The organism is Pseudomonadota bacterium, from assembly GCA_018823285.1.
In the GTDB taxonomy this organism is placed as follows: Bacteria; Desulfobacterota; Desulfobulbia; order Desulfobulbales; family JAGXFP01; genus JAHJIQ01.
Window position 1 is genome coordinate 40875 of the sequence record JAHJIQ010000042.1, and the last position, 23730, is coordinate 64604.

Sequence of the window (23730 nt, forward strand, 5' to 3'; positions counted from 1 at the left end):
GACAAATATAAAACGGACTTTAATAACATTATGGTCAATAATTTGCAAGACTGAAGGGGGGCTGCCGAGATAAAAACCTTGACGGCGCCGGACAAAGAAATAAAATGGCAGGTTTCCTGATCCCGAAAAGATCCTAAATCGACCACCAACTGCTGGAACAGATGCTGACTGACGACCTTAAACCTGACAAGATCCTGATCAGATCCACCAACTGGATCGGCGATGCCATTATGACTACTCCTGCTGTCAGGACAATCAGGGAGAATTATCCGGAGGCGATGATTTCAATCCTCGCATACCCTTGGGTTGCCGACATCTTCCGTAACTGTCCCCATGTTGATGAGGTGATCATTTTTGATAAGAAGGGGGTTCATCAGGGGCTGCAAGGTTTGTGGCGGCTTGCCGGGGAGTTGCGGTCCCGGCGCTTTGATCTGGCGATTCTGCTGCAGAATGCCTTTGAAGCGGCCTTTATCACCCTGCTTGCCGGAATCCCTGCCCGGGCCGGATATATCAGGGACGGACGGCGACTGCTGCTGAATTATCCGGTCGCCATCAGACCGGAAGTACGTAAACTGCACCAGGTCCACTACTATCAGTGGCTGTGTCGAGATCTCGGCATGACCGCCGGACCCGATGAACTTTTCCTCCAGGTGTCTTCCGAGGCGGCACAATGGGCCGCAGACTTTGTCGCCGGTGCGGGCACTCGCCCGGTGATCGGGTTGAATCCCGGTGCGGCGTATGGGCCTGCCAAATGCTGGCCGGTTGAACGATATGGCGAGCTTGCCGCTGTGCTTACGGAAAAATATAATGCGGTGATTCCGGTGTTCGGCACCGGGGCGGACCAGACGACTGCTGAAACGATCCGGAGTTTTGCCCCTGAACATGTGATTGATCTTGCCGGAAAGACCTCACTTGGTGAAGCCATGGCCCTGATCGCTTCCTGCGACGTTTTTGTGACCAACGATTCCGGGCTGATGCATGTGGCTGCCGCGCAGAAAACGCCCCTGGTCGCCATCTTCGGCTCCACCGATCCGGTAGCGACCGGGCCTTTTGCCGAGGACGTCCTGATTATCCGGAAGGAGATGGAGTGCCAGCCCTGTTTCAAGACGCACTGCCGCACGGATTTCAGCTGTATGAAAGAAATCGGGGTCGCAGAAGTTTCCGAAGGGGTCGCCCGGATGCTTTCAGCCGGAAAAAAAAGGTGACGATCATGCACAGTGACAAAAAGAAGCGCGCCGTTTTCCTCGATCGGGACGGCACTATCAATGAGCAGATGGGGTATATCAACCATCTTGACCGTTTCGTCATGCTGCCCGGGGTCGCCGGGGCGATTCGCCGCCTCAATGAAAAGGGGATCCCGGTCTTCGTGGTGACCAATCAGTCCGGTCTGGCAAGGGGGTATTTTCCGGAGTCTCTGCTGGTCGAGGTTCATGAAAAAATGAATCGCGAGCTTGCCGAAGGTGGGGCGAAAGTGGACGGAATCTACATCTGCCCGCATCATCCCGAGGCGAAGGAGGAAAGGTTCAGGATCAACTGTGACTGCCGGAAACCGAAAACCGGCCTCTTTCGCGCGGCGGCGGCCGATTATGGGATTGACCTTGCCTCCTCATATGTGGTGGGCGACCGCTGGTCCGACCTGAAGGCGGCGGCGGCCTGCGGCGCCAGAGGGGTTCTGGTCCTTACCGGGTATGGACGCGGGGATTACCAGTACATCGGCCCGACCCGGAAGGTCCAGCCGGACTTTGTGGCGGAGGATCTTGCCGCAGCGGTGGAATGGATCATCGGCGAGCTGGATAAAAAAGAAGCCGGAACCGGGAGTTAGAAGGATCTTCACCAGACCTCCTCTTCAACCGGCGGGGGCTGCTAATGCTCCTTGGTTTTAGAAAAATCAAAAACAAGTTCGTTCTTTCTGACCAGTCCGAATTTTTTGCGGGCGATCTCTTCGAGATATACCGGGTCGCTGGTCAGGCGGGTGATCTCTTCCTCAAGAAGCCTGTTTTTCTCAATCAGCTCCCGGTTGCTCTGCCTGACGGTTTCCAGTTCATTATTTATCCGGACGTGTTTGACCAGCCCCCATGGTGAGAAGAGGATCCAGATGACCAGGAAAAGAAGGGCGGCAATTATGATATTGCCGAGTTTTCTTTTTTCCCGTATGGAAAAATCTAAGTTCACAGAGTCTCCGGTTCAGGTACAGGGTTCTGGAAAACAAGTTGCGGCAGCGGTCGCGGACAGACGGTTTTTATGTCCGGCAAAGATTTTTACCAGTAATTCGTTTCAGTTGCGATGAGATTATACCAGGGATTTTAGAAAGCATGGTTGCTGAGCGCAAGAAAATATATCTGGTCAGCAGCTGTCTGATGGGGTTGAAGACCCGTTACGACGGGGCTGCAAAGCCGTCTCCGCAGTGTATGGAATTTCTTGAAGGTGCGGTCTGGGTGCCGGTCTGTCCCGAGCAGCTTGGCGGGCTCGCCACCCCGCGGCTGCCGGCGGAGATCGTGGATGGTGACGGAGATGATGTTCTGGCAGGGAACGCCGGAGTCGTCAACAGCGGCGGCGTGGAGGTGACCGGAAAATTTGTGGAAGGCGCCCGCCAGGTGCTGTTCATCGCCGAAAAACTGGGTGTGGATGGAATTCTTCTCAAAAGCGGGAGCCCCTCCTGCGGCTGTGGAGAAATATTGGGGGTCACGGCCGCATTATTGCGGAACAACGGTTTTCCGGTGAGAGAATTTTAATCTCTATCCCTCGGCCAGATGTCGGTTGATGGTTGCGATCAGGTCGGCTCCTTTAAATGGTTTCGGCAAGATGTCGCAGAACCCGTATTCCCGGAAGCGGGAGATAACCGGATCATTGGAATAACCGCTTGAGACAATCGCCTGGACATCCGGATCGATTTCCCGCAGCCTCTGCAGGGTTTCGATGCCGCCCATCCCTCCGGGGATTGTGAGATCCATGATCAGGAGGTCGAAGGGGGTCTTTTTCTCCATCTCCTCCCGGTACTTCCGGATGGTCGTCTCGCCATCCGGAGCTGTTTCCGCATCATGGCCGTACATCATGATAATTTCCGCAAGTGATTCCCGGATGAGTTCCTCATCATCCATGATCAGAATTCTGCCGCCTGATTTTTCGCCGGTCGGTAATGATTCGGCCGGACCGGGATTCGGCGGAAATGCAGCAGCCGGCAGGTAGATATTGAATATGGTTCCTTTGTTGCCGGTCGATTCAACACCGATGAGTCCGCCATGATTTCTGATGATCGAATAGCAGGCGGCGAGTCCGAGACCCCGGCCACTTCCCTTGGTAGAAAAATAGGGATCAAAAATATTCTGCTGCTCGTCCCTGCCGATCCCTTTTCCCTTGTCGATCACGGAGACCAGCACGTAGTTTCCCGGTTTGAGAGCAGGGGTGTCCCGCTCGGAAATCGTAACATTCCTGGCGGTGATGGAGATGATGCCGCCTTTGGGGGAGGCTTCCTCTGCGTTCAGCACCAGATTCTGGATGACCTGACTGATCTGGTCGGGATCGATATCGACCGGCCAGAGGTCGGAGGGAAATTGATGGTTTACCCGAATGTCTTTGCCGCTCAGAACGAAACCTGCCGAATCGGCAATGATCTCATCGATCGGGGAGGATTTTTTGATCGGAGCGCCACCTTTGGAAAAAGTGAGGAGCTGCTGGGTCAGGCCTCGGGCACGCATCACCGCGTTTTCGCAGGCGGTCAGTTTGTCGAGAAAAAGTTCAGGGTCCCGGTGGTGGGTTCTGGTCAGGGAAAGGGTGGTGCTGATGGCGGTGAGGATATTGTTGAAATCATGGGCGATGCCTCCCGCGAGATGCCCGAGGGATTCGATTTTGCCGGTGGCGAGAAGTTCCCGTTCCATCGCGGCCCGTTCCCTGATCATTGAGTTGAAGGCGAGGATCGCGTCCGAGACCTCGCCGGTGCCTTTTGTTGCGAGGGGCTCGACCTCTTCCTTTTTCCCGAAACGGTCAAGGGCGTGAGTCAGATTGATGAGGGGCCGGAAGTAGCTTCTCGCCGCGAGAACGGAACAGATGAGCAGCAGGATTAAAAAAGTTGAGATAAAGATGGTTGCCGGCCTGATCACGTCATTCACATGGCCGGCGATGATCCTTTTCGGTGCCTGAACAAAGACGGTCCAGCCGGAAAGTTCAACTTCGGAGGCGGATGAATACCATTCTTCACCCTGGTAGAAATACCTGTCCAGTCTGGAGACGTTGCCGCCGGCAAGCATTGTGGAAACGGCAGGGTGGGTGCTGAAGTCGAGAGGCTGCAGGTTGTTCCGGTCGATGGTCTGGTGCGAGTGGGCGATCAGCAACCCCCTTTTGTCAACCAGGAAAACCTGCCATTCGTCCGGCAGGGAGGCGCGGGTAATCGCATTGTACAAAATCGGATTTCGATCGGCAAAACCGATGGGGGCCGACAAAACACCAAGGGGTGCGCCATCTTCACCGACAATGGGGGTGGCAATATGAACCGAAAGGTTTCCGGAGCGGGAGACCTGGGTCTCGGAGACCATTGACTTCTGTTCGAACATCGGCACCCTGAAGTAATCGCGGTCGGAACGGTCGGCACCTCTTCTTTCCGGTTTGGAATGCCGGGAAATGACGGTGCCGTTATGGTCCATCACCATATGCCAGAGGAAAAACGGGCTGATGGTGGACACTTCCTGCAGGTAGGGGTCGAGAATGCTCCGGTCCATGGAACGGACTTTGGTTGTCCTGGCAACGGCCTCAAGATTGGCGGCGGCCTGGGCAAGGTTGTGGTTGAGCTTGCCGGCCACTGAAGAGGCATAGTTTCTGATGATGTGTGATTCCTGAATAAGGATGCTGTTTTTCAGGGTTGTATTCATCGAGGTGAAGAGTGCCAGTACGGAGCAGAGAAAGATGATCGACAGTCCGGTAAGGACCTTCCCCTGAATCGATCTGAAAAACTTTCCTGGCATACCCCCCCCTGGCTCGATTGAACTGGTTCAGAGAACTGAAGATTCCCGGTCGCTAAATGATCAAAAAAATTCTCTCAGCGAGGATCTGTGATCGGGAATCAAATGCAAACAGAAGATTTATACCATATACGATAATGTCAGGCAATTGACTCTCCAGGCGGAGCGGTATCCTAACTGGACGAAGGAATGTTTCCCGCCTTACGATAACTTCTGCAGGAGAATATCTCAATGACCGGAAGGGACAAAAACGAAGTCGGCAAGCTTGATGAACCAGGCGGCAGACTGTACCTGGATGATGTAGGAGATGGTGATGATCAGGGCTGCATCCGAACCGGTGCTGCCGAAGGTGTTCATGGCGATGGCCAGGGCGATCGAAAGATTGCGGATCACCGTGCCGTAGACCAGGGCGACCGCATCGTCCCGGGTAAAGAAGAAGCGGCCGATGAGGGTGCTGACTGAAAAATTCACCACGTAGAAGATCAGGAGCGGGGCAACGATGGCGGCGAGAATTTTCGGGTTGGCGGTGATGGTCGAGGCCTTCATCGCCAGGGCGACAAAAACTATGGCAAGGACGCCGATGGTTGAGAGGGCAGGGAACCTGGGAGCGACCTTTTCCTTGAATTCTGTCGGGGAGAATCGGGAAAGCAGCATTTTTCTGGTCAGGTAACCGGCAATCATCGGGATAAAAACTATATAGAGGATCTGTCTGCTCATCATCACCGGGTCGACATCAACCCTGGTGCCCATCAGCCACTGAATGTAGAGAGGGGCGGCCAAGGATCCCGCCAGCAGGCCGATCGCGGTAAGATTAAAAGCAGCGCCGGTGTTGCCTTTGGCGAACCCGGTCCAGGAGATGGTCATGCCGCTGCTCGGCAGCAGGGCCACCAGCAGGAGGCCGAGGGCCATGTAAGGGCGATCGGCGAGAAAAAAAGTGCCGAGCGCGTAAGCGAGAAAAGGGATGATCATAAAATTGATGATCAGGGCGCTGATCTGGATTCTGAAATTGCTGATCCCGTCCTTCAATCGCTTGAAATCAAGGGTCACCATCATCGGGTAGACCATCAGAAAGGTCAGGGGCAGGATCAGTTTCCGGAGGCTCCGGACGATTTCCGGATCCTGGCTGACCCCAAAGAGAAATCCCGCAGTCATCATGACCGGAATGGCGATCACCAGTTTTTTATTTACGGCGGCAAGCAGTTTCCACATGGGTTTTTGACTCCGGAAGGTTGGTGCGGGATCTGGGTTGACTGTTTATACACCACTCAGATCTTCAGTATCCTGATTACGATGATCCCGAATTCGTACAAAAGATAGAGCGGGACTCCCATCAGCAGCATGTTGACCACATCCGGGGTCGGGGTCAGGAGGGCGGCGATGATGCTGATCGCGAGGATGGCGTAGCGGCGGTTTTTTTCAAAGGATTGCCGGGGGATAAGCCCTGATCTGGCGCCAAAGACCATCAGGATCGGCAGCTCGAAGATGATCCCGAAAGCCAGAATGAACACGGCGACGAAGGTGACGAATTTGCCGATGGAGATAATCGGCTGCAGCTGGGCGGACTGGAATTCGAGAAGGAATCTGACCCCGAACGGCAGGGTGATTGAATAGCAGAAAAAGGCACCGCTGTAAAAAAGAAGACAGGTAAAAAGAACAAACCAGCCGATGGACCCTGCCGACATCGCAAACGGCTTGGCCGCCGCCTTCCAGCCGCAGAAGATGATGCCGGGCATCAGAATGAAGAGTGCCGCGATCAGGGCCAGTTTGACGTGGGCCAGAAACGGTTCGGCGACGGAGAAAAATGCGAGCTTTTGCTCAAGGTGGTCCTGGAAGAAACGGAGCATCTGCGGGGAGAAAAAATAAAGGACCACGGTCACCACCGCAAGGGCGATGGCAATTCCCAGGATATATTTGCGGACTTCATTGATTGCCCGCACCGCCAGCAGGGCGGGGGAAGGGGTTGCGGCGGTGTCGGGCTTTTCGGTCATGGACGGTCGTTCATCAGCGGTGAAGAGGATTCGGAAAGAAAGTTAAGCTGAGTTGAGCAGCTCGTCTGCTCGTAGGAAACTTATACCCCTCAAGGGGGTACTGAAGTGAGTACCCGAAGGGTGAAAGAATGATGAGTGAAGAGTTAAGAATGAAAAGAACCTGCACTCAGTTCCTGTTGAAATCACCTTTTTCAACCTTTCCTACAGATTTTCCCTGATATAGTTGACCCCGTTTCTGAACAGGGCCACACCCTGGCCTTCCTCGGGGAGGTCCTCCCTGGTCCAGCGGGGATGGTTTGTCCGGTGCAGAAATGCTTCGGGATGAGGCATCAGTCCGAAAAGGCGGCCGCTCGGGTCGCAGATACCGGCAATGGCGTCCGGCGAGCCGTTGGGGTTCAAAGGATAGTCCATGGTCGGTTTGCCGGTTTCCGGATCGGCGTAACGCAGGGCCACCAGTTTGTTGTCGAGGACCGATTGCATGACCTTGTCATTCAGGGTGACGAATTTCCCTTCGCCATGCCGGATCGGGAAATAGAGGGCGTCAAGCCCCCTGGTGAAGACACATGGTGAATCCGGGTCAACCTTCAGAGTCACCCAGCGGTCTTCAAAACGGCTGGAGTCGTTGTAGGAAAGACTGACCTGCCGGTCGTGGTAATTTCCGTTAAACCCGGGCAGAAGCCCGGTCTTGACCATCAGCTGGAAACCGTTGCAGACCCCGATAATCAGCTTGCCGTCATTGATGAACCGAACCAGCTGGTCCATCAGTTTCTCGCCGGTTTTCTTGATCACCACATGTTTGAATCGGTGGGCGCCGGCCTGACCGGCCCCGAGATCATCGCCATCGAGAAAACCGCCCGGCAGGTTTAAGAAATGGTAGTCATCCAGCGAATACTCCCCGTGGATCAGTTCGCTCATGTGGACAATATCAACCTGGTCGGCGCCGCCCAGCCTGCAGGCATGGGCCATTTCCATTTCGCAGTTGGTCCCGTATCCGGTGATGACTATCGCTTTAACTTTTTCGGGCATCGGGTTCTCCTCCGTTTATTTCCATCTCAAGTCGGGCAAAAAATTCAACCATGAAATCATGTCGTTCATCGGCCATCTTCCTGCCCGGCGGGGTCAGCATTCGCTCCCTGATCCGGATCAGTTTGACCATGAATTCACGGTATGCGGTATCTTCAACCGTATAAGGGCTGGTTTCTGTGACATCTGCTTCCGTATTATGAAGGCGGGCTCCCACCTGACCGGCAAAAAGAAATGCCCGGCCGATGCCGATTGCGCCGATCGAATCCAGTTTGTCGGCATCAAAAAGAATCCTGGCCTCCAGTGAGAGCGGGGGGGTGTTATCGCGAAAACGGTGTGTGGCAATACAGTGGCAGATCTCGGAGATCTCACCGGGATGAAAAGCGTTCGCCGCGAGAAGCCCGGCAGCAAGTTCCGCGCCGCGTACAGCGTGGCAGATTTTGCCTTTGCTTGCATGTTCATCTCGCCGACCGATATCGTGCAGCAATGCGGCAGCGCTTAACACCTCAAGTTTTGCTCCCATCTCCCTTCCTATTGCCAGTGAAGTGGCATGGACCCTTTCGGAATGGTCGATCCCGTGGCACCCTCCATCGGCGTCGAGGAATGAGGTTGCAAGATCACGCAGTTTCCTGGTGAGAGCCTGGCCCAGCGGATAATCCGGAAAGCATTTGTCGCAGGGCGGCCGGCATGAAGCCGAAGACTCGATTTCTCTAGGTAAACAGTTCATATTGAAGCTGGTGGATTACCCTTTTGAGCAGGGCTTCATCATCAAGGCCGGCAAATTGGCTGTTCCCCTCCATGTTGCAGTTGTTGAGGGTTGGAATGGTGTTCTGACTTTTCCTGAAACCATCGAGATCGTAGAGGACCATAAACCTGTTCATCTGCTCCCGGTCTGGCCTGAACCCTTCCCTGATTTTCGGATGATGGGTAATTTTCATCATCAGGTCATTGATGCGATTGTATGCATCAAGCCCCTGGTCATCGCTCCAGGTTGTGACCGTTCTCTCCTCTCCGTCGGAGAAACCGCGGCAATGGGGTTCAGTCAGGAGAACGAAGAAATCAGAGGGTTTGCCGTCATGATCGAGAAAGGCGGCGCGGCCGACCGGATATGCCCGGCAGGCGCCCGGACGGTCTTGGTAAACCGAGCAGCCGGTATCGGTGACAAAGGGGCAGCTCGCCCTGCCGTCATCGATCATCGCCAGAAAGACCTGGGGAAATGCCTCGCCTTCCGCAAGTTCCACCACCGTGTAGCGGTCGAGGAACTCGCCGGATGTGATCCGCAGACCCTTGCGAAGCCTTAAGACATCATACGGGGTGAGAGCCAGATCAAGCTGGCGGCAGCATTCATTAAAACACCGGACGGTCGGACCGCAGCGGAAGGAAAACTTTTCATTCTTTTCGAGTTCGCAGACGTGTTCCGGCAGATCCAGGCTGCTCATTGCATCAGCCATCCCGTATCAGCTCTTGCGCCAGAGGTGCAGGAGCGGGCTGGCGGTAAAGATTGAAGAGTAGGTCCCGACCATGATACCGAGGAACAGGGCCAGGGAGAAATCCCGGATCACCACCCCGCCGAGGATCAGCAGGGCCAGGAGGACCAGACCGGTGGTCAGCGAGGTGACCACCGTCCGGCTGATGACCTCGTTGATACTCTGGTTGATGATTTCGATCAGGTTTGCGGAAGAACCGGACTTCTTGGTGTTCTCCCGGATCCGGTCAAATACGACCACCGTGTCGTTCAGGGAATACCCGGCCAGGGTCAGGAGCGCGGTGATGATCAGCAGGGTGATCTCGATATCGAGAAGAAAACAGAGGCCGAGGACCACGAGGACATCGTGGAAGGTGGCGATAGCTGCCGCGACCCCGAAGCGGATGTCAAAACGTAGCGCCAGATAGCAGATCACCCCGATAAGCGAGATGAAAATTGCCTGCAGGGCCTTGTTGCGGAGGACTTCGCTGATCGAGGAGCCGATGGATGACTCGCTTTCCATCTCAAACTGCGCCTCCGGCATTTTCTCCTGCAGCAGGTTTGTAATGTTGGCGGTGAGGTCGCCGACAATCTTCTGCGACTTCTTGACCCTGACGATCAGGCGGTTTTCGTCCTCTACCCGCTGGGGCTGTGCGCCTTCAAGCTCGCTGGAGTTCAGGGCCTTTCTGACATCTTCCAGGGCGAAAGGCTGGGCGGCCTTGTACTGGACAATGGTGCCGCCGGAGAAATCGACCCCGAGGTTCGCCTCCCCTCTCAGGATCTGGACAAAGGCGAAGAGCCCGATCAGGACCATGATCCCGGAAATCGAAAAAGTGATGTTCCGGATGCTCATGTAATCGAGTTTCGGTTTTTTGAACAGTTCGAAGAATCGAAGCGGTTTCAGCCACTTTTTGCTGTGCAGGACATCATAGACCAGTCTGGTGCCGAAGAGGGTGGTGAAGAGATTGAAGGTGACGCCCAGAGAGAGGGTGATCGCAAAACCCTTGATCGGTCCGGTGCCGAACAGGAAGAGGGCGAGGGCGGTGATCAGGGTGGTTACCTGGGAGTCGACAATGGTCCAGAACGCCTTGTCGTAGCCGCCTTCGACCCCGGATTTCACCGATTTGCCGAGGGCGAATTCCTCCCGCATGCGCTCAAAGATCAGAATGTTCGAGTCAACGGCCATGCCGATTGAAAGGATGATACCGGCGATACCCGGCAGGGTCAGGGTCGCGTTCATCGAGGCCAGACCGGCGAAAAGCAGCAGAACATTAAAAACCAGGGCGGAGTTCGCGATCACTCCTGAAAGACGGTAATAGAACATCATGAACAGGAAGACCAGGGCGGTGCCGAGTAAGCCCGCCATCAACCCCTTGTGGATCGAGTCCCTGCCGAGGGAAGCGCCGACGGTCAGGTTCTGGATGATTGAAACCGGCGCCGGCAGGGCGCCGACCCGGAGCACGATCGCCAGGTCGGAGGCCTCTTCATAGGTGAAGCTGCCGGAGATCTGGGCCTTGCCGCCAAGGATCCGTTCCCGGATGACCGGCGAGGATTTGACGATCTCGTCCAGGATGATGGCAAAGCGCTTGTTGACGTTTTTCTCGGTGATCTGGCCGAAAAGTTTGCCGCCGTAACTGGTGAAATCCATGGAGACATAGGGTTCGTTAAAGGTCCCGCCGATCTGCGGCTGGGAATCCTGGACCATGTCACCGGTCATCATGACCTGGCTTTTGATCAGCAGCGGGGTGACGGTCTCAATTTTAATGCCGGTCGCATTTGACACCTTTTTCTCAAAATAGATCTCGGTGTTTGCCGGCAGGCGGCTCTGCAGAATGGAATTGAGCTGTTTGCGGCCTTCGGTCTGGGTGAGGTAGGCCTGCCGCTTATCAGCTTCGCTTCTCTGATCCTGCGGGTCGCTCCAGGTCGGCCAGACAATCGATTGTTTGGCCTGCTCAATCAGCCCGGTCAGGTCAACCCCGCCTTCCTCGTAGAGAAGTTTGAACTCAAGCTGGGCGGTTTTGCCGATGAGGTCGAGCGCGCGTTTCGGGTCTTTGACCCCCGGCAGCTGGACCACGATTTCATCGGCGCCCTGGCGGATGATCACCGGCTCGGCGACCCCGAACTGGTCGATCCGGTTGCGGATAATCTCAAGAGACTGGTTGACCGCATTTTTATTGATGAAATCGATCTTTTACTCACTCAGCGAAATGGAGATCTTCGGGAAGGTGCCTGCTTCGGACTGAATGTTGATCGCGAGGTCCGGGAAGTCTCCCTTCACGACGTCGCGAACGGTATCAACCGCACCGACGTTGGGCAGGGTGAACACGACTTTGTTCGGGTCGTCGGACGGGGTCCTGACCACGGTGATCTTCTTTGCCGTCAAGTTGTCTTTAAGGTTCCCGGCGGCCAGGTCAAGGGTGTTCTCAATCGCTTTTGCCAGGTCAACCTGCAGGACCAGGTGCATGCCGCCCTGCAGGTCGAGACCCTGTCGCAGACCGGCAGGGGCGAGATATTTTTTCCACCAGTCAGGGACGTCTTTTTTGAAAGACGGGATAACGGTCAGGGCGGAAATGAATATGATGGAAATGAGCAGAGCAACTTTCCATTTCAGAGATGTTTTCATCAACTACTCCTTTGCTATCGTATGAGGCAGACCGAGATGTTCAATCTGCCGATATGAGTGAGGTCGGCCTGTGGATCAGGTGGGTAAAATACCCGTTTATGATCTGTCGGGAATCAATGGAGCGGGATTATAACTCAATAAGTAACTATTTAAAAGAACAAATACGGTCATGGATCGGTGGCGTAAAATAGCCCGTAAAACCACAATTTTAAAGGGATGATGGTGGGAGGAGATGGTGAACGGACGAGGTGTTTTTTTCAGGGTCGGGTGGTTTTTTTCAGATGACTGTTGAGAAGTGGCGACAAGCCTAGTATTGTATCACGTTCTGCAGCGAATGGGCTATATAGGTAAAACTCCGGAGAAACTCTGTGGGAAAGGGTTTGCGGTGGGTCCAGGTCGCAATAAATATTACAGGGATGTCCCTGAAAATGTCATCCCGGGGAGAACCATGAAAAGAATCAAGAAATCACTGGCCGATCTGGAAATCTCGGAGCTTCTGGCCAGAATATATCGTACTGTTTCAGAGAAAAAAGCTGAGAAACCGGTCATCCTCGATGTTCGGGGGATCTCCGATTTTGCGGACTATTTTGTGATCATGAGCGGCACCTCCACCCGCCACGTGCAGGGTCTTGCCGAAGCCGTCGACGACGAGATCGGCAGCAGGAGGACCCGGGAAGGGGACACCGAAGGGTTGAGCGAAGCACGCTGGGTGCTGCTCGATTATAACGATATCATCATCCATGTCTTTCACTATGAAGATCGTGATCATTACGATCTGGAAGGACTCTGGCACGACGCCCCCCGTCTCGATCCGAAAAAACTGCTGAATCCCGGGAAAACAGTATGAAAAGCAAAGGACCGGTGCTGCTGGCAATCCTCGATGGCTGGGGGCTCGGCGGAAACGTTGAGACCAACGCGGTCTACGCGGCAAAAACACCCAATATGGACCGGTGGTGGAATGAATACCCGCACACGGCTCTTGTGGCAAACGGCGGGATGGTGGGGTTGCCCGAAGGCCAGATGGGGAACTCCGAAGTCGGCCATCTCAATATCGGCGCCGGCAGGGTGGTCTATCAGGACTATTCCCGGATCAATATCGCCCTTGAATCGGGCGAGTTCATGACCAACCCGGGTCTCCTCGCCTCCATGAATAAAGCCAAAGAGCACTCGGGCGCATTGCATCTTCTCGGTCTTGTTTCCGATGGCGGGGTGCACAGCCACCTCAGCCATCTGATCGGACTTTTGCAGATGGCATCGGCTCTCGGGCTTGAGCGGGTCTTTATCCACGCTTTCATGGATGGACGTGATACGCCTCCCAGAAGCGGCCTCGGGCATCTCGAAACTCTTCAGAAAGAAATCGATCGTATCGGCACCGGACGGATCGCGACCATTACGGGCCGTTATTATGCCATGGACCGGGACAACCGCTGGCAGCGGGTCGAGCTTGCCTGGAAGGCCCTGGTCAGTGGTGATGGGGTCGCGGCAGCCGACCCGGTGCAGGGTGTCCGCGACGCTTACGACCGCGGTGAGTCCGATGAGTTCATCAAGCCGGTGGTCATGGTCGAAAACAATCGGCCGCTGGGAACCATTCAGGATCATGACTCGGTCATCTTTTTCAACTTCAGGTCCGATCGGGCCCGGGAACTTACCCGCGCCTTTACCGAACAGGGCTTTACCGGGTTTGATACCGGAAAGAGGCCTGAACTTTCCCGTTACCTGACCTTTACCGAATACGACCGGGATTTCACCCTGCCCATCGCCTTTCCTCCGGCGGAACTGACCAGGATTCTGGGCGAAGAGGTCAGCCGCGGCGGTCTCACCCAGCTTCGCATTGCGGAGACGGAGAAATACGCCCACGTGACCTTCTTTTTCAACGGCGGACGGGAGGAACCTTTTCCGGGTGAGGAGAGGCTTCTGGTTCCCTCCCCCAAGGAAGTTGCGACCTACGATCTGAAGCCGGAGATGAGCGCCGGGGAGGTTACCGATCGGTTGCTTCAGAAGATCGGGCAGCAGCATTTCGATCTGGTGGTGCTCAATTATGCCAACGGCGATATGGTCGGCCACACCGGGATGCTCCCTGCGGCGATCAAGGCCTGCGAGACGGTGGACGCCTGTCTCGGCCGCCTGGTTGAGGAATTCCTGGCCCGGGAAGGCACCGTGCTGATCACCGCCGACCACGGCAATGCCGAACAGATGGTTGACCCGGTGAACAGTGGGCCATTTACCGCCCATACCAGTAACCGGGTGCCGTTTATTGCGGTCGGCGACACTCTTGCCGGTCATTCCATTGAAGGGGATGGCGCGCTCCGGGATATCGCGCCGACGGTTCTCACTTTGCTTGGCCTTCCGGTGCCTGAAGAGATGACCGGGAGAAATCTGCTGGCGGATGCAATGCAAAATGAAAAATGAAGACCAAACTTTCTGATATGTTTTATGGTGTTGAATTGCTGTTTAAAATGGTTCAGAGTCGTTGTGATATTCCATAATGAGAATTCAGAAGCCAGTAGCCGGAAGCCAGAATGACTGATTTTAAAGCTTTTCTCCTGGCTTCTGACTCCTGGCTCCTGGCTACTTGTAGAACACATGCACTAACAAATCTCCGAAACCCGTTATTGTCGGGAGATTAGCCAAACTCGGAAAGTTGTGATGAAAAATTTTTGAGACGGTAAACTTCAGGCACTTTTAACTTCAGCTCACTTTAGGCACTTACCATGAAATACATCAGCACCAGAGGGGGGATTGCCCCCGTCAGTTTCAGGGAAGCGGTCATGATGGGTCTTGCCACCGACGGCGGGCTGCTCCTGCCCGAAGAGATCCCGGTGATCGATCAGAAGACGCTCGATTCCTGGCAGGGTCTGAGTTTCCCGCAGTTGTCCTTCGAGGTCATCTCCCGCTTTGTCGACGATATTCCTGCAGATGACCTGAGAGAACTGATCAACCGGTCGTACAGCACCTTCACCCATCCGGAGACGGTGCCCCTGGTCAGGGCAGGCGGATTCCAGATCATGGAGCTTTTCCACGGGCCGACCCTGGCATTCAAGGATGTTGCCCTCCAGTTTCTCGGCAATGTCTTCGAGTACCTTCTCCAAAAATCAGGCGGCAGGATGAACATCCTCGGGGCGACCTCCGGCGATACCGGCAGCGCAGCCATTTACGGAGTCCGCGGCAAGGAAAACATCAATATTTTTATCCTCCATCCCCACCGGAGGGTCAGCCGGATCCAGGAACTGCAGATGACCACCGTCACCGACGCCAACGTCTTCAATATTGCGATCCGCGGCACCTTTGATGACGGGCAGGCAATCGTCAAAGCGATCTTCAATGATATCCCCTTCAAGGAGGAGTTCAATCTGGGGGCGGTCAATTCGATCAACTGGGCGAGAATCGTTGCCCAGGTGGTCTATTACATTTACGCAGCTTTGCGGCTCACCGGTAAAAAATCCCCTCTGGTGGATTTTTCCGTACCTACCGGCAATTTCGGGGATATCTTCGCAGGTTATGTGGCCAGGAAAATGCTCCCCGAAAAAATCCGCAGGCTGGTGCTGGCCACCAATGAAAACGATCTGCTGGCCCGGTTTGTCAATGACGGGGTTTATTCGGTGGGGCAGGTGGTGCAGACCAGCAGCCCTTCCATGGATATTCAGGTGGCCAGCAATTTTGAGCGGTATCTCTATTTTCTTTTCGACCGGAACCCCGTCCGTACCCGGAAAGCTCTGGAGGATTTTTCGGCATCCGGCAGAATGGACTTTGATGCCTCTTTGCAGAAGAAGATCCGTGAAGATTTCCGGGCCTGTCGGGTGAGTGAGGAAGAGACGTTGCAGGTCATCAAATCCAATGAGCAGGAAGGCTATCTCCTCGACCCTCATACGGCGGTAGGGGTCAGGGCTGCATCAAACTTTGTGGAGGAAGGGGTCCCGATGGTCTGTCTGGCCACCGCCCATCCTGCCAAGTTCGGCGACGCGGTAAAAAGGGCGATCGGTCGCGAACCGGATCTGCCGCCGGCGCTTGCCGCCCTTCCGGAGAAAGAATCACGATGCGAAATTCTCGATGCCGGAACGGAGGTGATTAAACAATTTCTGAAGATTAATGCCCGGTGATTGCTATTCACCGATTTATCCTTTATTATCTTTGAAAACAGGCATATTGAAGGGGAATCCAATCATGTTTCAATCGCCTGTTGCTGTTATCCGGGGGGGCTGCAGCAATTTATTGATTTTTCCGGACCACCTTTGTTTCTTTGCAAACGTTCATCTTCTGAGGGAGTGGTTTTGATGAAACCTGAAGAACGAGTCAAATACCTCAGTACCATCGATCTGTTCGAGCATTTTTCACACGAGGAGTTGTCGAATTTTGCCGAAAAGGTTCAGGAAGTCAGGATCAATGCCGATGAGGTTCTCTTCCACGAAGGCGCTCCCGGCGATGATATGTATATCCTCCTTGACGGCCAGCTCAAGGTCAACAAGGACGCCAAGTTTATCACCAACATCAAACCGGTGGAGTACATCGGCGAGATGGCGATCATCGAATCCAAACCCCGTTCGGCAACGGTGCAGGCCGTTCTCGATTCAACCCTGCTCAAGATTACCTCGGCGCAGTTTCAGGAGTATTTCTCCACCCAGCCCGAATCCCTGGTCTCCCTGATGCGGACCCTGAGCCACCGGATCAGGCGCAACACCGAGATCATTGCCGAGGAATTCGAGAAGGCCAATATCCTGATCCACGACATGAAAAACCAGATGGCCTCATTTCTCTTTCTTGATCTGATGGCCCGGGAAACCAAGGTCGAGGGGCAGCTCAGGCTGCTCAAGGTGATGCAGAACAGCCGCGACAACCTCACCGCGATGATGGCCGAGGCGCTGGCCCTGGCCAAAAGACAGAACCTTCCCCGGAGTTACAAGATCGATTCCCTGCAGGAAATGATGCATGAGGTCAGGGACTCGGAGGTCACCGCCCATCCCGATCTGAAAGACCGGGAAGTAAACTTCGTATTCGGAGAGAATGTGCCGCAGATCTTCTTTTGCCGGGTCGAGATGCACCGGGCTCTGGTGAACCTGCTGCTGAACGCCGCTCAGGCGAGCCCCAATGGCGGGCCGATCGATGTGGAGCTTTCCACCGACAACGGCAATGGTGTGATCAGGGTCATGGACCGGGGCACCGGCATTCCGGAAAAGATCCGGGCCAGGATTTTCGACACCCATTTCACCACCAAGGAAAACGGCAACGGCTTGGGACTTGCTTCCTGCCGGAATGTCGTCGAACGGCTGCATGGCGGGGAATTGAGCTTTCACGACCGAGACGGCGGCGGCACGGTCTTTACCATGGCTCTGCCCCTGAAGTCCGACTCCTGTTTTTTAGATGAATAGCGGGGGGAAACTTCTGGAGGTGATGTGTTAACGCAAGGCAAAGAATTTATATGTGGACAAACATCGTGCGGTGAACTTCATTTCTTAACTCTTAACTCTTAACTCTTAACTCTTAACTCTTAACTCTTAACTCTTTTTTTTTAACTCTCCTCAATCATGGTCAGCAGTTTTCTGATATCCAGCGGTTTCTGGCAGACGCCGACCACTCCCCTGGTAAGACTGTTCAGGCAATCGTCCTTGTAGAAACCGCTGATGAATATCACCCGGGCTCCGGAGTCGTTTTTGAGGATTTCGGTGAACGTCTCCACCCCGTTCATTCCGGGCATCTTGTAGTCCATCAGGATGATCCGGAATTTCTCTTTTCCGGCCGCAATAACCCCTTGTTCTCCGTTTGGGGCAGTCACCACCTGATAGCCCTTCATTTCCATAACATCGGCAAGGGTTTCCAGGATGGTCGGTTCATCATCAACAATCAGTATTTTTTGCCGTTTTTCCATTTTTCTGATTCTACACCGGGGTTGGCGGACAGACAAAGTATTTTTTGCCTCGCGTAAAGTTTGCGCAAATTTTTACTTTGAGTTCGAGTTTCCGGCTGTGATACGATTTTTCTGTTGGTGATTTACTGCAGAAAATCCAAAAATATGCCAGGCGGAAAATGAAATGGAAAATATAGGTGTGTTGCTTGTCGATGATGACCCCGGTCTGCGAGAGGTTTTTGCCGACATCTTTGCCATGCACCGGGAGTACTTTCTCGACACTGCCGCCAACGGGGCTGAGGCGCTGGAAAAGGTACGCAGGATAAACTTTGATCTGGCCCTGGTCGATATTTCCCTGCCCGATTATGACGGGATTGCTCTCACCGCTGAACTGAAGAAGATCAACCCGGACTGCGTCTATATGATCATCACCGGTCATAATTCCACCGACTATGTGATCAAGGCGATGCAGGTCGGGGCTGACGACTTTTTCATGAAGCCGATCCAGTTTGAGGAACTCTTCATCCGGATCAGGAAAAATATTCAAGCCAAACGCCTGGCCCTGAGGGTCAAGGAGCTGAACCGGTTGCCGAAGGTGATTCTCGATTCGGTCAACGCCGCCATCTGCATCATCAACACCCACGATCTGACCATCGCCAGCCTCAACAAATTCCTGCTGGATGATCTTGGTCTCAGCGAAGATGAGGTTGTCGGCAAATCATGTCATCAGCTGCTGCACCACAGTCCGGTGTCCTGTAAAGGCGAGAAGGATTGTCCCCTGCAGAAAACCTACACCACCGGTGAACATTCACAGTACGTGCATTCCCACACCGACAAGTCCGGCAGGGAGTATATCGCCGAAGTGAGCGCCTCTCCGATCTTTGACGATACAGGCAAGGTTGTCCAGGTTGTCCATGTTTCCCGTGATATCAGCGACCGGCGCGAACTTGAGGACTCTCTCAAAAAAGAAAAGAAAAATCTGACCCTTGCCAACCGGGAGCTTGAGAATGCGCTCCACGAACTCAAGAGCACCCAGGGACAGATCGTCCAGCAGGAGAAGATGGCCTCCATCGGCAGCCTGGCCGCCGGAGTGGCCCACGAAATCAACAACCCGATGGGTTTTATCGGCAGCAATCTCACCACCCTCGGCAAGTATCTGGGCAAGCTCAAGGAGTTCATCGAGCTTCAGGCGAAGGGGGTTGAGAATCTTCCCGAGAGCGGGCTGAAGGAAGAGATCGCCAATCAGCGGAAAAAACTGAAAATTGACTATCTGCTCGGTGATGTCGGCGACCTGATCAATGAATCCCTGGAAGGCGCCGATCGGGTCAAGACCATTGTCCAGAACCTGAAATCCTTTGCCCGGGTGGATGATGTCAAACCGGCGCCGGCCGATGTCAACAACTGCCTCGAATCAACCTTGAACATCGTCTGGAACGAGCTGAAATACAAGTGCACGGTCAATAAGAAATACGGTGAAGTCCCGCGGGTCATGGGCTTTCCGCAGCAGCTGAACCAGGTGTTCATGAATATTATGGTCAACGGCGCCCATGCCATTGAAACCAAGGGCGAGATCACCATCGAAACCTTTACTGAAGAAGACCGGGTGAAGGTCAGGATCACCGATACCGGTTGCGGCATCCCGGAAAAGATCCGGGGCAGGATCTTTGAGCCCTTTTTCACCACCAAGGAGGTCGGCAAGGGCACCGGGCTCGGAATGTCGATTGCCTACGACATCGTCAAGAAGCACGAAGGGGAGATCTCTTTTGAAACGGAGATCGGCAAGGGAACGGCGTTCACGGTCAGCCTGCCGGCGGTGGCGGAGGAGATTTGAGGGTGAAAAATGATGCGTGAGGTGTGAAGAATGGTGGGGATCATTCAGGATCTTACCGACGGAAAGAGCACGAAAACCGCCCTGCGTGACAGTGGGGATCTGTATCGCTCGCTGGTGGAATCCACCTCGGCCGTAGCCTGGGAAATGGACATGCAGAGCCTGAAGTTCACCTATGTCAGTCCGGCGGTTGAAAAGGTTCTCGGATACAAGCCGGAGGAATGGGCCGATTTTGATTTCTGGGCCGATCGTGTCCATCCCGGGGACCGTGATCAGGCGGTCAACTTCTGCATGGTCGAGACCAGGGAGGGGCGAGACCACGAGTTTGAATACCGTTTCATTGCAGCAGATGGGGATGTGGTCTGGATCCGGGACATTGTTTCGCTTGTCCATGAGAACGGAGCTGTCAGCGCCCTTCGCGGCTTTTTTCTGGATATTACCGCACTCAAGGAAACTTATGCGCGACTGGACAGGTCGAATAAAGAACTTGAGGCGCTGGTCGAAGAGCGGAGCAGGGAAACCATGGACCTGCAGAAAGAGCTGCTGATCCAGGAAAAACTTGCTGAAGTGGGCCGTCTCGCTGCCGGGGTCAGGCATGATCTCAGAAACCCCCTGGGGGTGATCAGCAATTCGATCTATTACCTGAAGATGAAACTCGGTGGATCCGGAGATGAAAAGGTCCTGAAGCACCTCGCCCTGATTGAAAAAGAATCCGATCGCTGTAACGAGATCATCAGCGAGCTCCTTGATTTCTCAAAGGTCATGAGTCCGAACAAGGTGGAAACAGTGATGAGTGCATTTTTACAGGAACAGCTGGAAGTCATGAATCTGTCGCCGGGGATTGTTGTCCGGTTTGCATGCGAAGATGCATGCCTCAAGGCGATGATCGATCCCGGTCAGATTTCCAGGGTGGTCAGAAATCTCGTCGGAAATGCGGTCCAGGCCATGGCGGGGGAAGGTGAACTTGCGGTCTCCTGTTGCCGGCAGGGAGAGCTGGTTGCCATGTCCTTTACGGACAACGGCAAGGGAATTCCCGCCGGGAACCTGATCCGGATCTTCGACCCTCTTTTTTCCACCAGGGAGAATGGAATGGGGATGGGGCTTGCCAATGTAAGAAACTTCGTCAATCTGCACGGAGGAGATGTTGAAGTGATCAGTGAAGAAGGGCACGGGGCAACCTTTACCGTTCGACTCCCGGCCTCTTGATGACTAAGAGAAAATTTCATCGGATCGGGTACTCAATTTTATGAAACTGAATCGGATCATTCTTTTACTGACTGCGATAACCCTTGCCGCGATCATTGCCAGCGGGTCGCTGTTTTATTTCAACCTGCATAACAGTGCGCTCAGCGAGACCCATCTTGCCGCCGAAATCAATGTCAGGAAGCTTGCGGAAAAACTGGATACGGTGATCATGGACCATCACCAGATCATTCTGGCCATTGCCGGGGTCTGGGAGGTGAAAAAGGCGGTCAGGGAAACCGAGAAGGACCTCCTGGAATTCGCCAACGAGGCCCTCAAACATTTCCAGACCTCCCTGAATGGTGAGGTGCTGTACCTGATGGACCAGGACGGAACCGTGCGGGCGTCGTCAAACTATGACGAGGCGGGGAGTTTTGTCGGCAAAAACTATGCTTTCCGCCCCTATTTTAAAGAGGCGATCAACGGAAAATTCGGGGCGTATCCAGCCCTGGGGGTGACCACCAATCAACGGGGGCTGTATTTGAGCTGTCCGGTTTACCCCGATGAGAACGGCGTGGTGGGCGGGGTCCTGGTGTTCAAGATCTCGACGGACCATTTCCAGGATGAACTGAGTGTTGATACCGACGGGCTTTATCTTCTGGCCAGCCCGGAAGGGTTGATTTTCATGTCGACCTTTGAAAAGTTCAATTCCGAAACCTTGTGGCCGCTTGATAAGGATACGGAAGGAAAAATCATATCGGGCCGGCAGTTCGGCAAAGGCCCCTGGCCGTGGAGCGGGTTTTCGTTTTCGCCGGGGAATCGGATGGAGCACAGGGTCCGTGATCAGGAAGGCTCCGGTTTTATGGTCCATAAACATGAAGTGAAGCGGCTCCCCGGCTGGCGAATGATCTATCTTCACGATACGGGATTGATCTTCGAACGCACCGAGAAGCCGATGCTCAGAACGGTCGGTTCGGCGGTGCTCGCTCTCTGCCTTCTTTTTTCCCTTCTTGCCACATTTCTCTATCGTTTTGCCACCAAAGAAATCATGCGGCGCCAGCATGCCGAGAAGGAACTGCAGAACGTGTTCAGCGCTGTGGAGAAAGCGAAAAAGGAATGGGAGGGAGCGCTGGACAGTATCGATGACATGATCGTCATTGTTGATGAAAGCGGCATCATTAAAAGACTGAACAGGCCGTTTGCCAAATTCACCGGCGACTCTTACCGCGAGATTATCGGCCGGGAGTGGTCCGCGATTTTTGCCCGGTATGCTCTCTCAACCGGGAAGGAGTTTGTGCCGACCGAACCGCAGAAGCTCTGGCACGAGAAATCAAAAAGCTGGCTCGTTGTGACCCGGTTTGATCTTGAAACAAAAAAGGGCGACGGGGTTTCCGGTTTTATCATGACGATCAGTGATGAAACTGCCCTCTACGGCGTAATCAGCGAACTCGACCAGCGGAACTATCAGATCGAGGAAAACCGGGCCAAACTTGAAAAGGCGCTCGAAGAGTTGTCGTCGATCATCAGGAAGGTTTCGGAGGAAAAAGACTTCAAGGTCCGGTTCCGCACCCCTGATTTTCCGTCGTGCTTTGAAATCCTGGGATGTACCAAAACCGATTGCAAGTGCTACGGGGAAGAGGGCGAATACTGCTGGATGGTTTCGGGGACTCTCTGTGAATGCAGTGCGGAAGATGGAGTGGAAAACGGGGTCAAGAAGAGCTGTCTGGGTTGCGAAGTATACAAAACAGCCTCCCGGGATCCGATCTGCCGGATCGGTGAAGAGTTCAACCACATGATGCATATTCTCGAACACAAGAACAATGAACTGCAGGGTGCATATCAGGAACTGAAACAGGCGCAGTCGCAGATCCTCCAGCAGGAGAAGATGGCCTCGGTGGGGCAACTGGCCGCGGGGGTCGCCCACGAGATCAACAACCCGATGGGTTTTATCGGCAGCAATTTAACGAGCCTCGGCAAGTACAGCGAAAAGCTGACCGAATTTATCAGGCTGCAGGGTGAAATGCTCGAAAAATTAAACGATCCGACAACCATGGCCGAGCTGCAGGAGGTCCGGAAAAAGCTCAAACTCGATTTTATCGTAGAAGACATGCACGACCTGATTACCGAATCCCTGGACGGCGCCGACCGGGTGAAAAAGATCGTCATGGGGCTCAAGAATTTTTCAAGGGTTGACCAGGCCGAACAGCAGATGGCGAACATGAACGAGTGCGTCGACTCAACCCTGAACGTGGTCTGGAATGAACTGAAGTATAAATGCACGGTGGAAAAGGACTACGGCGATATCCCGCAGATCATGTGCTTCCCCCAGCAGTTGAACCAGGTCTTCATGAACATGCTGGTCAACGGGGCCCAGGCCATTGAGGAGCAGGGGGTGATCACCATCAGGACCTTCGCGGAGGACGGGTTCGTGAACGTGGCGATCAGCGACACCGGCTGCGGCATTTCCCCCGAACACCGGAAGCGGATCTTCGAGCCCTTCTTCACCACCAAGGACGTGGGCAAGGGCACCGGGCTCGGGATGTCGATTGCCTGGGACATCGTCAAGAAACACGGCGGCGAGATCCTGATCGACAGTGAAATGGGTAAAGGGAGCACGTTTACGGTCAAGCTGCCGGTGGAGAGGGAAGCGGGAGTCCAAGGAACCGATGAGGAAAGTATTTGAAGCGCCTCCGGGTGTGCAGAGTAATACCCGTGTGGAGTAGAACTTAAGTTTGGCGATCCTTCGACAGGCTCAGGATGAGCGGGCTTCGACAGGCATGGGAGATGATAGATATAAATAGTAATTCCGCTCACTCTGAGCCTGTCGAAG

18 protein-coding genes and 1 pseudogene are annotated in these 23730 nt (G+C 54.3%); 10 read left to right on the forward strand and 9 right to left on the reverse strand.

Annotation, left to right across the window (positions count from 1 at the left end):
* Window positions 1-161 precede the first annotated feature (161 nt).
* Both waaF and gmhB read left to right on the forward strand, forming a co-directional pair.
* The gene (gene waaF / locus KKG35_10025; GenBank protein ID MBU1738466.1) at window positions 162-1205 is read left to right on the forward strand and encodes a lipopolysaccharide heptosyltransferase II; all 1044 of its coding nucleotides are present in this window, start codon (window positions 162-164) and stop codon (window positions 1203-1205) included.
* A 5-nt stretch (window positions 1206-1210) separates the two neighbouring features.
* The gene (gene gmhB / locus KKG35_10030) at window positions 1211-1822 is read left to right on the forward strand and encodes a D-glycero-beta-D-manno-heptose 1,7-bisphosphate 7-phosphatase (protein ID MBU1738467.1); all 612 of its coding nucleotides are present in this window, start codon (window positions 1211-1213) and stop codon (window positions 1820-1822) included.
* Window positions 1823-1863: 41 nt separating this feature from the next.
* On the opposite strand, the gene KKG35_10035 is transcribed toward gmhB, so the two are convergent.
* Window positions 1864-2172 (reverse strand): septum formation initiator family protein, encoded by a 309-nt coding sequence (locus KKG35_10035; protein ID MBU1738468.1) that lies wholly within the window; start codon window positions 2170-2172, stop codon window positions 1864-1866.
* 161 nt (window positions 2173-2333) lie between these two features.
* Between KKG35_10035 and KKG35_10040 the strand changes: the two genes are divergently transcribed.
* Complete coding sequence (locus KKG35_10040) at window positions 2334-2732, forward strand: DUF523 domain-containing protein (GenBank protein ID MBU1738469.1); 399 nt, start codon at window positions 2334-2336, stop codon at window positions 2730-2732.
* Between the two features lie 3 nt (window positions 2733-2735).
* Here the strand turns inward: KKG35_10040 and KKG35_10045 are convergent, their stop codons facing one another.
* The 7 genes and pseudogenes from KKG35_10045 to secD form a co-directional block, all read right to left on the reverse strand.
* Window positions 2736-4955, reverse strand: coding sequence for a response regulator (locus KKG35_10045; protein ID MBU1738470.1), 2220 nt, complete (start codon window positions 4953-4955; stop codon window positions 2736-2738).
* 225 nt (window positions 4956-5180) lie between these two features.
* Complete coding sequence (locus tag KKG35_10050) at window positions 5181-6161, reverse strand: bile acid:sodium symporter (GenBank protein MBU1738471.1); 981 nt, start codon at window positions 6159-6161, stop codon at window positions 5181-5183.
* Between the two features lie 56 nt (window positions 6162-6217).
* Window positions 6218-6940, reverse strand: coding sequence for a twin-arginine translocase subunit TatC (locus tag KKG35_10055; GenBank protein ID MBU1738472.1), 723 nt, complete (start codon window positions 6938-6940; stop codon window positions 6218-6220).
* Between the two features lie 201 nt (window positions 6941-7141).
* The gene (locus KKG35_10060) at window positions 7142-7966 is read right to left on the reverse strand and encodes a phosphoribosylformylglycinamidine synthase subunit PurQ (protein ID MBU1738473.1); all 825 of its coding nucleotides are present in this window, start codon (window positions 7964-7966) and stop codon (window positions 7142-7144) included.
* Window positions 7950-8690 (reverse strand): HD domain-containing protein, encoded by a 741-nt coding sequence (locus KKG35_10065; GenBank protein MBU1738474.1) that lies wholly within the window; start codon window positions 8688-8690, stop codon window positions 7950-7952. Before KKG35_10065 ends, KKG35_10060 begins: the two co-directional genes overlap by 17 nt.
* Complete coding sequence (locus tag KKG35_10070; GenBank protein ID MBU1738475.1) at window positions 8674-9414, reverse strand: YkgJ family cysteine cluster protein; 741 nt, start codon at window positions 9412-9414, stop codon at window positions 8674-8676. Before KKG35_10070 ends, KKG35_10065 begins: the two co-directional genes overlap by 17 nt.
* A 6-nt stretch (window positions 9415-9420) precedes the next feature.
* Window positions 9421-12051, reverse strand: a pseudogene (secD, locus tag KKG35_10075) (protein translocase subunit SecD).
* Between the two features lie 448 nt (window positions 12052-12499).
* Here secD and rsfS point away from each other — a divergent pair.
* The 4 genes from rsfS (at window position 12500) to KKG35_10095 (ending at window position 17414) form a co-directional block, all read left to right on the forward strand.
* Window positions 12500-12898, forward strand: coding sequence for a ribosome silencing factor (gene rsfS, locus KKG35_10080; protein ID MBU1738476.1), 399 nt, complete (start codon window positions 12500-12502; stop codon window positions 12896-12898).
* Window positions 12895-14460 carry a 2,3-bisphosphoglycerate-independent phosphoglycerate mutase gene (gene gpmI, locus KKG35_10085; protein MBU1738477.1) on the forward strand — a complete coding sequence of 522 codons (1566 nt, stop codon included), beginning with the start codon at window positions 12895-12897 and terminating at the stop codon, window positions 14458-14460. Before rsfS ends, gpmI begins: the two co-directional genes overlap by 4 nt.
* Window positions 14461-14762: 302 nt before the next feature.
* On the forward strand, window positions 14763-16148 hold the full coding sequence (locus KKG35_10090) for a threonine synthase (GenBank protein ID MBU1738478.1): 1386 nt from the start codon (window positions 14763-14765) through the stop codon (window positions 16146-16148).
* A gap of 174 nt (window positions 16149-16322) precedes the next feature.
* Window positions 16323-17414: a cyclic nucleotide-binding domain-containing protein gene (locus KKG35_10095; protein ID MBU1738479.1), complete on the forward strand. Its 1092-nt coding sequence runs from the start codon at window positions 16323-16325 to the stop codon at window positions 17412-17414.
* A gap of 140 nt (window positions 17415-17554) precedes the next feature.
* On the opposite strand, the gene KKG35_10100 is transcribed toward KKG35_10095, so the two are convergent.
* Window positions 17555-17911, reverse strand: a complete 357-nt coding sequence (locus tag KKG35_10100; GenBank protein ID MBU1738480.1) for a response regulator — start codon at window positions 17909-17911, stop codon at window positions 17555-17557.
* A gap of 163 nt (window positions 17912-18074) precedes the next feature.
* Between KKG35_10100 and KKG35_10105 the strand changes: the two genes are divergently transcribed.
* From KKG35_10105 to KKG35_10115, 3 genes are read left to right on the forward strand one after another with little or no spacing between them, the layout of a single operon-like run.
* Window positions 18075-19721 carry a response regulator gene (locus KKG35_10105; GenBank protein ID MBU1738481.1) on the forward strand — a complete coding sequence of 549 codons (1647 nt, stop codon included), beginning with the start codon at window positions 18075-18077 and terminating at the stop codon, window positions 19719-19721.
* Window positions 19722-19751: 30 nt separating this feature from the next.
* A complete protein-coding gene (locus KKG35_10110) occupies window positions 19752-20924 on the forward strand; it encodes a PAS domain S-box protein (GenBank protein ID MBU1738482.1) in 1173 nt (390 codons plus the stop codon).
* 40 nt (window positions 20925-20964) lie between these two features.
* The gene (locus KKG35_10115; protein ID MBU1738483.1) at window positions 20965-23583 is read left to right on the forward strand and encodes a PAS domain S-box protein; all 2619 of its coding nucleotides are present in this window, start codon (window positions 20965-20967) and stop codon (window positions 23581-23583) included.
* Window positions 23584-23730 lie beyond the last annotated feature (147 nt).

Excerpts from the sequence above, each read along its gene's own strand:
- KKG35_10090 (MBU1738478.1), top strand. The coding sequence starts at position 14,763 with ATGAAATACATCAGCACCAGAGGGGGGATTGCCCCCGTCAGTTTCAGG.
- KKG35_10055 (MBU1738472.1), bottom strand. The coding sequence starts at position 6,940 with ATGACCGAAAAGCCCGACACCGCCGCAACCCCTTCCCCCGCCCTGCTG.
- gmhB (MBU1738467.1), top strand. The coding sequence starts at position 1,211 with ATGCACAGTGACAAAAAGAAGCGCGCCGTTTTCCTCGATCGGGACGGC.
- KKG35_10065 (MBU1738474.1), bottom strand. The coding sequence starts at position 8,690 with ATGAACTGTTTACCTAGAGAAATCGAGTCTTCGGCTTCATGCCGGCCG.
- KKG35_10095 (MBU1738479.1), top strand. The coding sequence starts at position 16,323 with ATGAAACCTGAAGAACGAGTCAAATACCTCAGTACCATCGATCTGTTC.
- KKG35_10050 (MBU1738471.1), bottom strand. The coding sequence starts at position 6,161 with ATGTGGAAACTGCTTGCCGCCGTAAATAAAAAACTGGTGATCGCCATT.
- KKG35_10060 (MBU1738473.1), bottom strand. The coding sequence starts at position 7,966 with ATGCCCGAAAAAGTTAAAGCGATAGTCATCACCGGATACGGGACCAAC.
- KKG35_10070 (MBU1738475.1), bottom strand. The coding sequence starts at position 9,414 with ATGGCTGATGCAATGAGCAGCCTGGATCTGCCGGAACACGTCTGCGAA.
- KKG35_10115 (MBU1738483.1), top strand. The coding sequence starts at position 20,965 with ATGAAACTGAATCGGATCATTCTTTTACTGACTGCGATAACCCTTGCC.
- rsfS (MBU1738476.1), top strand. The coding sequence starts at position 12,500 with ATGAAAAGAATCAAGAAATCACTGGCCGATCTGGAAATCTCGGAGCTT.
- KKG35_10100 (MBU1738480.1), bottom strand. The coding sequence starts at position 17,911 with ATGGAAAAACGGCAAAAAATACTGATTGTTGATGATGAACCGACCATC.
- gpmI (MBU1738477.1), top strand. The coding sequence starts at position 12,895 with ATGAAAAGCAAAGGACCGGTGCTGCTGGCAATCCTCGATGGCTGGGGG.
- KKG35_10105 (MBU1738481.1), top strand. The coding sequence starts at position 18,075 with ATGGAAAATATAGGTGTGTTGCTTGTCGATGATGACCCCGGTCTGCGA.
- KKG35_10110 (MBU1738482.1), top strand. The coding sequence starts at position 19,752 with ATGGTGGGGATCATTCAGGATCTTACCGACGGAAAGAGCACGAAAACC.
- KKG35_10045 (MBU1738470.1), bottom strand. The coding sequence starts at position 4,955 with ATGCCAGGAAAGTTTTTCAGATCGATTCAGGGGAAGGTCCTTACCGGA.
- waaF (MBU1738466.1), top strand. The coding sequence starts at position 162 with ATGCTGACTGACGACCTTAAACCTGACAAGATCCTGATCAGATCCACC.